We start from the raw sequence: 10581 nt of genomic DNA, 5'->3' as shown, positions 1-10581 counted from the left end.
TGGCCAGGGCCGGCCGGGGTTTCCGCATGGAGTGTTGGCCTGAACAGTCGTTTGATCCATGACCTTGAAGAGGATTACACCGTGACCAAGAAGCAGAACCTTCGCATCAACGTGCTGGCAGCCGCCGTGCTGTCGCTGTCCGTGGGCGCCAGCGCCTATGCCGCCGGTTTGCCGGTCAAGGAACCGGCGAAGCAGGCCAGCACCGCCCAACAGGGTTCCGAACGCATCATCGTCAAGTACCGCACCGGCACCGCTGCGGCCTCCGACCGCTCGGCCAAGCTGGCCACGGTGACCTCGGCGGTTTCGCGCGCCAGCCTCGGCGCCACCACCGCGCGTGCCGCGGCAGCCAGCCCGCAGGTAGTGCGCCGGCTCGGCACCGGTGCCGATGTGATCCGCCTGCAGGGCAAGCTCAGCCAGGCCGACCTGCAGAAGGTGCTGAAGGAAATCCAGGCCGATCCGTCGGTCCAGTACGCCTCGGCTGACGTCAAGCTGCAGCGCGCCGACCTGCGCGCCAAGGAAACCGCGCAGCTGGTGCCGAACGATCAGTACTACGCGCAGTATCAGTGGCACCTGCACAGCGCCACCGGCGGCGTGAACGCGCCGGCCGCGTGGGACGTGGCGCAGGGCGAAGGCGTGGTGGTGGCGGTGCTGGACACCGGCATCCTGCCGCAGCACCCGGACTTCGCCGCCGGCACGCTGCTGGAAGGCTACGACTTCATCAGCGACGCCGAGACCTCGCGCCGCCCGACCGATGAACGCGTGCCCGGCGCGCTGGATTACGGCGACTGGGTAGAGAACGACAACGAGTGCTACGCCGGTTCGCTGGCCGAAGACAGCTCCTGGCACGGCACGCACGTGTCGGGCACCGTTGCCGAAGCCACCAACAACACCGTCGGCATGGCCGGCCTCGCTTACAAGGCCAAGGTGCTGCCGGTGCGCGTGCTCGGCAAGTGCGGCGGCTATCTGTCCGACATCGCCGATGCGATCACCTGGGCCTCCGGTGGCACCGTAGCCGGCGTGCCGGCCAACCCGAACCCGGCCGAAGTGATCAACATGAGCCTGGGCGGCGGCGGCGCGTGCGACCCGGCCTACCAGGATGCGATCAACGGCGCGGTCTCGCGCGGCACCACCGTGGTGGTGGCCGCCGGCAACCAGGCCTCCAATGCCTCGGGCTACCGTCCGGCCAGCTGCGCCAACGTGATCGCCGTGGGTGCCACCCGCATCACCGGCGGCATCGCGTCGTACTCCAACTTCGGCGCGGCCGTGGACCTGTCCGGTCCGGGCGGCGGCGGTGGCGTCGACGGCAACCCGGGCGGTTACGTCTGGCAGGCCGGCTACAACGGCCTGACCACCCCGACCTCCGGTGCCTACAGCTACATGGGCATGGGCGGCACCTCGATGGCCTCGCCGCACGTGGCCGCCGTGGCCGCGCTGGTGCAGGGCGCGCTGGCCTCGGCCGGCAAGGACCCGCTGACCCCGGCGCAGCTGGAGACCCTGCTCAAGCAGAGCGCACGCAACTTCCCGGTGACCATCCCGGCGGCCACCCCGATCGGCAGCGGCATCGTCGACGCCAAGGGTGCACTGGACAAGGCCCTGGAAGAACCGTGCACGGTCGATTGCGCGCCGGATGCGACGCCGCTCACCAACCGCGTGGCGGTCAGCGGGCTGACCGGTGCCGGTGGCAGTGAAACGCTGTACAGCTTCGAAGCGACCGCGGGCAAGACGCTCAGCGTCCTCACCTACGGCGGCAGCGGCAACGTGTCGTTGTACGTCAGCGCCGGCGCCGAGCCGACCGCGACCGACTTCGATGCCAAGTCCGCGCGTCCGGGCAACAGTGAAACCGTGCGCTTCACCGCGCCCGTGGCAGGCACCTACTACATCAAGCTGGTGGGTGAATCGGCTTACAGCAACGTGAGCATCCAGGCCGTCCAGTAACAGCCGGGAAGACCCTGCGGGAGCCCGTCATGTGACGGGCTCCCGTTTTTCATTGGCCACCACCGCATGTGGCATCACGGCGAACTGCTAAAGTCTGCGGGTCGCCAGGAGAGCTTTCGTGAATGCGGTAACCCACGATCTTGCTGAAGAGTCAGCCATGGATGCGGAAACCCGCATCGTGGCGCTGTTGCTGCGCAACGGGCGGCTGAAGGAGGCCGACCTGGCCCGCGCGCGGCCGCTGCAGCGCGAAGCCGGTGGCAGCCTGCTGCCGCTGCTGGTGCGGCTGGGCCTGGTGTCCGAGCGCGACCACGCGCAGGCCTGTGCCGAGGTGCTGGGGCTGCCGCTGCTGGAGGGCAAGAGCGTGGCCGAAGCGCCCCCCGAATCCCTGATCGATGCGCTGCCGCTGTCGCTGCGCTTCCTCAAACAATTCCATGCCTGCCCGCTGGCGCTGCACGACGGCGTGCTCGACCTGTGGCTGAGCGACCCGCAGGAGCCGTACACCGCCGATGCGGTGCAGCTGGCGATGGCGGTGCCGGTACGCCTGCACGTGGGCCTGCGCTCGGAGATCGATGACGTCATCGAACGCTGGTTCGGCCAGGGCCGCAGCGCGATGGGCGCCATCATCGAAACCGCTGACGGCGAAGGCAGCGTGGTCGACGACATCGAGCACCTGCGTGACCTGGCTTCCGAAGCGCCGGTGATCCGCCTGGTCAACCTGGTGATCCAGCGTGCGGTGGAACTGCGCGCGTCGGACATCCACATCGAACCGTTCGAGAACCGGCTGAAGGTGCGTTATCGCGTCGATGGCGTGCTGATCGAAGGCGAAAGCCCGCCGGCCAACCTCACCGCTGCGGTGATCAGCCGCATCAAGATCATGGCGCGGCTGAACATCGCCGAGCGCCGCCTGCCGCAGGATGGCCGCATCATGCTGCGCGTGCAGGGCAAGGAACTGGACCTGCGCGTGAGCACCGTGCCCACCGCGCACGGCGAAAGCGTGGTGATGCGCCTGCTCGATCGCGACACCGTGGTGTTCGATTTCCACCGGCTCGGCTTCACCGATGCGTTCCTGCCGCAGTTCCGCAAAGTGCTCGAGCAGCCACACGGCATCCTGCTGGTCACCGGCCCCACCGGCTCGGGCAAGACCACCACGCTGTATACCGCGCTGAGCCAGCTCAACACCGCGGATGTAAAGATCATCACCGTCGAGGATCCGGTCGAATACCAGATCGAAGGCATCAACCAGATCCAGGCCAAGCCGCAGATCGGTCTGGACTTCGCCAACGCGCTGCGCAGCATCGTGCGCCAGGACCCGGACATCATCATGATCGGCGAAATGCGCGACCTGGAAACCGCGCGCATCGCGATCCAGTCCGCGCTGACCGGCCACCTGGTGCTGTCCACGCTGCATACCAACAACGCCGCCGGCGGCATCACCCGCCTGCTCGACATGGGCGTGGAAGACTACCTGCTCACCTCCACCATCAACGGCATCCTGGCCCAGCGCCTGGTGCGCCGGCTGGAACCGCAGCACGCGCTGCGCTACCTGGCCTCACCGGAGGAGATCGACAAGTTCGGGCTGCGCCGCCTGCAGCCGGAAGGAGACATCTACCTGTACCGCGCGCAGCCCTCGGCGATCGCGCCGACCGGTTACCTCGGGCGTACCACCATCATGGAATTCCTGGTGATGAACGACGAGCTGCGGCGCGCGGTGATGCGCCGCGCCGGCATGGGCGAAGTGGAACAGATCGCCCGCGCCGCCGGCATGCGCACCATGTATGAGGATGGCCTGGCCAAGGCGCTGATGGGCCACACCACGCTCGAAGAAGTGCTGCGCGTGACCGAGGAAAGCTGAGCATGGCGCAGTACCGCTACAAGGCCCTCAACGCACACGGCGAACTGTTCGACGGCCAGATGGAGGCTGCCAGCGAAGCCGACGTGGCCGCCAGGCTGCAGGACCAAGGTCATCTGCCGATGGAAGCGCGGCTGGCCACCGAGGGCGGTGCGGGCGGCACCCCGTGGGCGGCGCTGCTGCGGCGCAAGCCCTTCGACGGTGGCGCGCTGGTGCAGTTCACCCAGCAGCTGGCCACCCTGCTCGGTGCCGGCCAGCCACTGGACCGCGCGCTGACCATCCTGCTGGAACTGCCCGAAGACGAACGCAGCCGGCGGGTCATCACCGACATCCGCGACGTGGTGCGCGGCGGTGCCGCGCTGTCCACCGCGCTGGAACGCCAGCACGGGTTGTTTTCGCGGCTGTACATCAACATGGTGCGCGCCGGTGAAGCCGGTGGCAGCCTGCACGACACCCTGCAGCGGCTGTCCGATTACCTCGAGCGCAGCCAGGAGCTGAAGGGCAGGGTGATCAATGCGCTGATCTACCCGGCGATCCTGCTGGCGGTGGTCGGCGGGGCGCTGCTGTTCCTGTTGGGCTACGTGGTGCCGCAGTTCGCGCAGATGTACGAAAGCCTGGATGTGGCGCTGCCGTGGTTCACCCAGTGGGTGCTCACTGCTGGCCTGGTGGTGCGCGAGGGCTGGCTGGCGATGATCGTGGTGCCGGCGCTGGCGCTGCTGGTGATCGAACGCAAGCTGCGCCAGCCGGCGGCGCGCCTGGCGCTGGATGGCTGGCTGCTGCAGCGCAAGGGCATCGGCGGGCTGGTGGCCAAGCTGGAAACCGCACGGCTGGCGCGCACGCTGGGCACGCTGCTGCGCAACGGCGTGCCGTTGCTGGCTGGCCTGGGCATCGCACGCAACGTGCTGGGCAACCGCGCGCTGGCCGCCGATGTGGACGCGGCCAGCGACGAGGTCAAGAACGGCAACGGCCTGTCCGCCTCGCTGGCCAAGGGCAAGCGCTTTCCCCGGCTCGCGCTGCAGATGATCCAGGTCGGCGAGGAATCCGGCGCGCTGGATGTCATGCTGCTCAAGACCGCCGATACCTTCGAACAGGAAACCGCGCGCGCCATCGATCGGCTGCTGTCGGCGCTGGTCCCGGTGATCACCCTGGTACTGGCCTCGGTGGTCGGCCTGGTGATCGTGGCCGTGCTGGTGCCGCTGTACGACCTCACCAATGCCATCGGCTGACCGCCGTGGCGCATTTCGTTCCGACATGCTGCAAGGAGCTTCCATGATCCACCGTCGCAAGCTGGTCCGTTTTTCCTCGCCGCGCAACCAGTCGGGCATGAGCCTGCTGGAAATCATCATCGTCATCGTGCTGATCGGCGCGGTGCTCACCCTGGTCGGCAGCCGCGTGCTCGGTGGTGCCGATCGCGGCAAGGCCAACATCGCCAAGTCGCAGGTGCAGACCATGGCCGGCAAGATCGAGAACTACCAGCTCGATACCGGCAAGCTGCCGGCCAAGCTGGACGACCTGGTCACCCAGCCGGGCGGCAGCAACGGCTGGCTGGGCCCGTATGCCAAGGCCAGCGAGCTGAACGATCCGTGGGGCAACGCACTGGAATACCGCGCACCGGGCGAAGGCCAGCCGTTCGACCTGATCAGCCTGGGCAAGGATGGCAAGGTCGGTGGCACCAGCTACGACGCGGACATCAAGTACGAGTAAGCACGCTTGCGCATGCCCGTCGTGCCGTGCCCCACCCGACGCCCGCGCGCCCTGTCGCGACGGCGTGCCGTGCGCGGCGTTTCACTGCTGGAAATGCTGCTGGTGGTGGCCCTGATCGCGATCATCGGGGTGCTCACCGCCACCGCCATGAACGGCGGCATCGACGGCGTGCGGCTGCGCAATGCCGGCAAGGAAGTGGCCAGCCAGCTGCGCTACACACGCACCCAGGCCATCGCCACCGGGGAACGCCAGCGCTTCCTGATCGATCCGCAGGCGCGCACCTGGGAAGCCGCCAACGGCCGCCACGGCAGCCTGCCCGCTGCACTCGAGGTCCATTTCCGGGGTGCCGGCCAGGTCGCCGGCGTGGCCAACGGCAAGGGCGGCATCGCCTTCCATCCCGACGGCGGCTCCAGTGGCGGCACCATTGAACTGGGTATGCGCGATGCGCTGTGGCGCATCGACGTGAGTTGGATCACCGGCGAAGTGCGCTCGGGTCCGGTGCGGGGCGCGCCATGAAGCACCAGCGTGGTTATTCGCTGCTGGAAGTGATCGTCGCCTTCGCGTTGCTGGCACTGGCGTTGACGCTGCTGCTGGGCAGCCTGTCCGGGGCCGCACGCCAGGTGCACAACGCCGACCTGCGCACCCGCGCGATGCTGCACGCGCAGTCGCTGCTGGCCGCGACCGGCATCGAACAACCGCTGCAGGAAGGGCGTTCGCAGGGCGACTGGGAAGACGGCCGCTACCGCTGGGAGCTGCAGGTGGAGCCGTACGTGGATGCGCGCGCCAGTGCGCTGCCCCAGGCCGCTGCCACTACCGTCAGCGGGCCGACCCTGGCCCAGCTGACCCTGCAGGTGCGCTGGGGCGAAGGCAACGGCGAACGCCTGCAGTGGCGTTCGCTGCGGTTGTTGCCCAAGACGCCCGAGGCGCCGCGATGAGCCGGCGCGGCGCACGCGGCTTCACCCTGATCGAAGTACTGCTGGCCACCGTACTGCTGGTCGGCGGACTGGCGCTCGCCTTCGCCACCGTGCGCTCGGCGATGAACATCGCCCACCGGGGCGAGCGCGTGGCTGCGCAGAACGAGCGCATGCGCGCGGTGGAAGGTTTCCTGCGCCGCCGCCTCAGCATGGCGCTGCCCATCGCCGCCGAGCCGCCCGATCCCACCCGCGAACCGCTGTATTTCCAGGGCGAACCGCAGCGCATACTGTTCGTGTCCGAACTGCCGGGTTATCTCGGCCGCGGTGGGCCCTACGTGCATGAGCTGCAGGTCAATCGCAACGGCGATGCACTGCGGCTGGACGTTGCACTGACCCTGGTGCAGAACGGCGAGCGCATCGACGAAACCCCGCCGCGCGCGCCGGAACTGCTGGCCGACGCGCTGCGCGAGGTCGCGTTCCGCTACCGCGGCATCGATCCGCGCAGCGGCCAGCTGGGCGACTGGCAGACGCGCTGGGAGGACACCCGGCGGCTGCCGTTGCTGGTGGAGATCCGCATCGTGCCGCAGCAGGGCCCGGCATGGCCGCCGATGGTGGCCGCGTTGTCGCAGTCGCGCGGGCCGCGCTCGTGAGGCGCACGCGCGGTGCCGCGCTGGTGCTGGTCCTGTGGCTGATCGCACTGCTCACCGCCGTGGTCGGCGCATTCGCGCTCAGTGCGCGCGTCGAGCACCTGCAGCAGCGGGTGATCGGTGACGATGCAATCGGCCAGGAGCATGCACGCGCCGGCCTGGAATACGCCCTGTTCCGCCTGCGCCCCTCCGCGCTGCAACCGCCATGGCAGGCCGACGGCCGCCGCTATCGCTGGACCTTCGATGGCCGCCAGATCGACCTGCGAATCATCGACGAGAACGGCAAGATCAACCTCAACCTGGCTGATACCGCCTTGTTGACCGCCTTCCTGCGCGCGCTGGAGGTGGAACCCGGGCGCGCCCAGCAGCTGGCGGGTGCGATCGCCGATTGGCGCGATCCCGACAGCCTCAAACAGCCCGGCGGCGGTGCCGAGACCGCCGACTACCAGGCCGCCGGCCTTCCGTATGGCGCGCGCAACGGGCGCTTCGAGACGCTCGGCGAGCTGCAGCGGGTGCTGGGCATGGACGCCGACCTGTATGAACGGATGGGACCGATGCTGACCCTGTACAGTCGGCAGTCGCGTCCGGATCCCCGGTTCGCGGCCGGGCCGGTGTTGAACGCGCTCGGGCTGGATGCCGAACGCCTGCTGGCCGAACGCGAGCGGGCCGAAGCGGCCGGCGACGAAAACGTGACCGGCGCGCTTGCCAGTGGCAGCGGCACCTATAGTATCGAGAGCCGCGCGCTGGATGAGCGCGGACGGGTTTCGGTGTTGCGTGCGGTAGTGCGCATGGGCGCGGCAGGCACGCCGGGAACGGCTTACACAGTACTTCGCTGGGAACAGGGAATGGCAGCACGATGACGGCATGGCGGGACAGTCTGGTGCAGGCACGGGGACGGTTCGCGCCCGGCGTGGGCAATGGCCTGCGCTGGTGGCGGCGTTCGCTGCTGGCCTGGCTGCCGCTGCGCTGGCAATGGGCCATGGGCTGGTCGCGTTCGCGCCTGCTGCTGTCGCGGCATGCCGAACAGCTGGTGCTGCGCCGCGATACCGCGACCCAGCTGCAGGCCGTGGCCGAACTGCCGTGGCCCACCACGCCGGCCGACCTGGAGCGGGTGCTGGATGCGCGCCTGCGCGCGCTGCCACGGCACTGGGTGCTGCCGGCCGCCGCGGTGCTGCGCCGCCCGCTGCGCCTGCCGGCCGCCGCTGCACCGCGCCTGCGCGACGTGGTCGGCTTCGAGATCGACCGGCAGACCCCGTTCGAGGCCAGCCAGGTCCACTACGACGTCCGCGAACTGGACACATTGCCCGACGGCCAGCTTCAGGTGGAACTGGTGGTCATTCCGCGCCAGGCGCTGGAGCAGTGGTCGCAGCAGGCCGGCAGCTGGGCGCAGCAGCTGGCCGGCGTGGATGCCGACGATGGCACGGGGCAGCCGCTGGGCGTGAACCTGCTGCCGCCGACCCAGCGCCGGGTCACCCACGACCCGATGCGGCGCTGGAACCTGCTGCTCGCCGTGGCCACCGTGGTGCTGCTGGCCCTGGCCGGGGCCCAGCTGCTGGACAACCGCCAGGCCGCCGCCGATCGCCTGCGCGAGCAGGTCGATGCCGCCGCGCACGACGCGCGCCGCGTCGCCGCGCAGCGCCAGCAGCTGCAGGAGCTGGTCGATGGCGCCGCGTTCCTGGAAGGCAAGCGCGCCGAACATGCCAGCACCGTGGAGCTGTGGAACGAACTCACCCGGCTGCTGCCCGATGGCACCTACCTGGAAAAACTTTCTGTTGAAGGCAACACGCTGCAGCTGATCGGACTGAGCCGCGAGGCCTCGCAGCTGGTCTCCCTGCTGCAGGATTCACCGCTGTGGCGCAAGGTCAACCTGACCGGCGTGCTGCAGGCCGATGGCGGCGCCGCCGGCCGTGACCGCTTCACCCTCACCGCCGAGCTGCAGCCGCTGCCCGGTGCCCCGGCCGCCGCCACGCCCGCCCCGGAGGTTGCCGATGGCAATGCCGCCAACACGCCGTGACCGCTGGCTGGCACTGGCGTTGCTGCTGGCGGTGATCGCGCTGGCCTACCTGCTGCTGGTGCATCCGTGGTTCACCCGGCCGCTGCTGGACATCAACCAGGGCATTGCCGAGCTGCAGGAACGCGAGCAGCGCGTGCAGTCCCAGCTGCAGCAGCGCACCGCCGTGCAAGAGCGCCTGCAGCAGGTGCAGGCGGCACTGGAAGGGCGCCCCGGCTTCCTGCGCGAACCCACTGCTGAATCGGCCGCCGCCGCCTTGTCGAGCCGGTTGCAGGATGCGGTAGCGTCGGCCAGCCCCGGCAACCGCAGCTGCACCATCAGCAACCGCTCACCGCTGACCGACACCGCGCGCGATGCGCAGTTCCCGCGCGTGGCCCTGCAGGTCCGCCTGCGCTGTGGCGTGCCGGAAATGGCGGCGGTGCTGCACACCCTGGAAACCGGCAGCCCGCGCCTGTTCGTGAACAACCTCAACCTGCTGGCGCAGCGCTTCCAGGCCTCGCCCAACGAGACAGGCACCGGACTGGACGTGTCCTTCGAACTGGTTGGCTACCTCCGCCCCGGTGGAGGCAGCGATGCGGCCGCCGCGCCGGTCGAGCCTGTACCCGAACCCGCGCCGGCAGGGCTGGAACCGGTCGGCTCGGCGATGGCCGCCCCGACCGACCCCGGCACGGCCGAACCGGTCGAGGAGGGCACCCATGAAGATTGAACTGGCCCCCCTGCGCAGCTGGTGGCTGGGCGGCGTAGCCGCCTGGGCCGCCGCGATCTGGATCGCCACGCTGTTCGGCGTGGGTGGGCGCATCGCCCCGGCTGGTGCCGGCGACCGTGCCCCACCGCCGCTGCCGACCCTGGCCGCGGCCGCGCCGGAGCGGATCGCGTCGGCCGAGGCGTATGCCAGCATCGGCGCGCGGCCGCTGTTCGCCGAAGACCGCAAGCCGCGTCCGTACCTGCTGGGCGGCAGCGAGCCGGGCAGCAGCGCCAGCGCGGTCACCCTGACCGGCGTGCTGCTCACCTCCGAATTCGGCATGGCCATCCTCACCACCGACCAGAAGCAGTCGCTGCGCCTGCGCCTCAACGGCGATGCGGTCAACGGCTGGCAGCTGCTCGCGCTGGAGCCGCGCAGTGCCACCGTCACCGGTCCCGGCGGCACCCAGACCCTGGAACTGGTGACCTTCAGCGGGCAGGGCGGCGAGCCGCCGACAGTGCTGGGCACCGCTGCCGGCGCAGGCCAGGCCAATGGCGCGCGCCCGCCGGTTCCTGCGCCCGCGCAGAACGCGGGCCGGGGACCGACAACGAACTTCACCGGCGCTCCGCCGCCAGCGGCGCAGGCAGCGGCGGAAGCCGCCGCCAATGCTGCGGCGAATGCGGCAGCTGCCGCAGCGCAGAAGCCGGCCACGCAGGGCCCGAGCGAAGAACAGATGCAAGCCATCCGCGCCCGCATCCAGGCGCGTCGCCAGCAATTGCAGCAGCAACAGTCGCAGCAGCCGCCCGCGGGCGGCTCCGGCCAAACCAAATAGAGTGAAA

General features: G+C 69.7%; 11 protein-coding genes. All 11 read left to right on the top strand.

Annotation, left to right across the window (positions count from 1 at the left end):
• The first annotated feature begins 81 nt into the window (after positions 1 to 81).
• Positions 82 to 1935, top strand: a complete 1854-nt coding sequence (locus QE395_RS15480; protein WP_306989880.1) for a S8 family peptidase — start codon at positions 82 to 84, stop codon at positions 1933 to 1935.
• A 118-nt stretch (positions 1936 to 2053) separates the two neighbouring features.
• Positions 2054 to 3787, top strand: a complete 1734-nt coding sequence (gene gspE / locus QE395_RS15475; protein ID WP_249833749.1) for a type II secretion system ATPase GspE — start codon at positions 2054 to 2056, stop codon at positions 3785 to 3787.
• A gap of 2 nt (positions 3788 to 3789) precedes the next feature.
• The gene (locus tag QE395_RS15470) at positions 3790 to 5010 is read left to right on the top strand and encodes a type II secretion system F family protein (protein ID WP_306989879.1); all 1221 of its coding nucleotides are present in this window, start codon (positions 3790 to 3792) and stop codon (positions 5008 to 5010) included.
• A 43-nt stretch (positions 5011 to 5053) separates the two neighbouring features.
• A complete protein-coding gene (gspG, locus tag QE395_RS15465; RefSeq protein ID WP_068849158.1) occupies positions 5054 to 5488 on the top strand; it encodes a type II secretion system major pseudopilin GspG in 435 nt (144 codons plus the stop codon).
• A gap of 12 nt (positions 5489 to 5500) precedes the next feature.
• Positions 5501 to 6004, top strand: coding sequence for a GspH/FimT family pseudopilin (locus QE395_RS15460; protein WP_306990537.1), 504 nt, complete (start codon positions 5501 to 5503; stop codon positions 6002 to 6004).
• Positions 6001 to 6423, top strand: a complete 423-nt coding sequence (locus QE395_RS15455) for a prepilin-type N-terminal cleavage/methylation domain-containing protein (RefSeq protein WP_306989878.1) — start codon at positions 6001 to 6003, stop codon at positions 6421 to 6423. The genes QE395_RS15460 and QE395_RS15455 overlap by 4 nt, the downstream gene beginning before the upstream one ends.
• Positions 6420 to 7052 (top strand): type II secretion system protein J, encoded by a 633-nt coding sequence (locus QE395_RS15450; RefSeq protein ID WP_306989876.1) that lies wholly within the window; start codon positions 6420 to 6422, stop codon positions 7050 to 7052. Before QE395_RS15455 ends, QE395_RS15450 begins: the two co-directional genes overlap by 4 nt.
• Positions 7049 to 7909: a type II secretion system protein GspK gene (locus tag QE395_RS15445; RefSeq protein WP_306989874.1), complete on the top strand. Its 861-nt coding sequence runs from the start codon at positions 7049 to 7051 to the stop codon at positions 7907 to 7909. Before QE395_RS15450 ends, QE395_RS15445 begins: the two co-directional genes overlap by 4 nt.
• Positions 7906 to 9063 carry a PilN domain-containing protein gene (locus tag QE395_RS15440; protein WP_306989872.1) on the top strand — a complete coding sequence of 386 codons (1158 nt, stop codon included), beginning with the start codon at positions 7906 to 7908 and terminating at the stop codon, positions 9061 to 9063. Before QE395_RS15445 ends, QE395_RS15440 begins: the two co-directional genes overlap by 4 nt.
• On the top strand, positions 9044 to 9766 hold the full coding sequence (gene gspM, locus QE395_RS15435; RefSeq protein ID WP_306990535.1) for a type II secretion system protein GspM: 723 nt from the start codon (positions 9044 to 9046) through the stop codon (positions 9764 to 9766). The genes QE395_RS15440 and gspM overlap by 20 nt, the downstream gene beginning before the upstream one ends.
• Positions 9756 to 10574 carry a hypothetical protein gene (locus QE395_RS15430; protein ID WP_306989870.1) on the top strand — a complete coding sequence of 273 codons (819 nt, stop codon included), beginning with the start codon at positions 9756 to 9758 and terminating at the stop codon, positions 10572 to 10574. The genes gspM and QE395_RS15430 overlap by 11 nt, the downstream gene beginning before the upstream one ends.
• Positions 10575 to 10581: the final 7 nt, after the last annotated feature.

It is taken from the genome of Stenotrophomonas sp. SORGH_AS_0282, assembly GCF_030818125.1.
Classification (GTDB): Bacteria; Pseudomonadota; Gammaproteobacteria; order Xanthomonadales; family Xanthomonadaceae; genus Stenotrophomonas; species Stenotrophomonas rhizophila_A.
The sequence above is the reverse complement of the archived record's forward strand: the minus strand, read 5'-3'. Positions and strand labels throughout refer to the sequence as shown.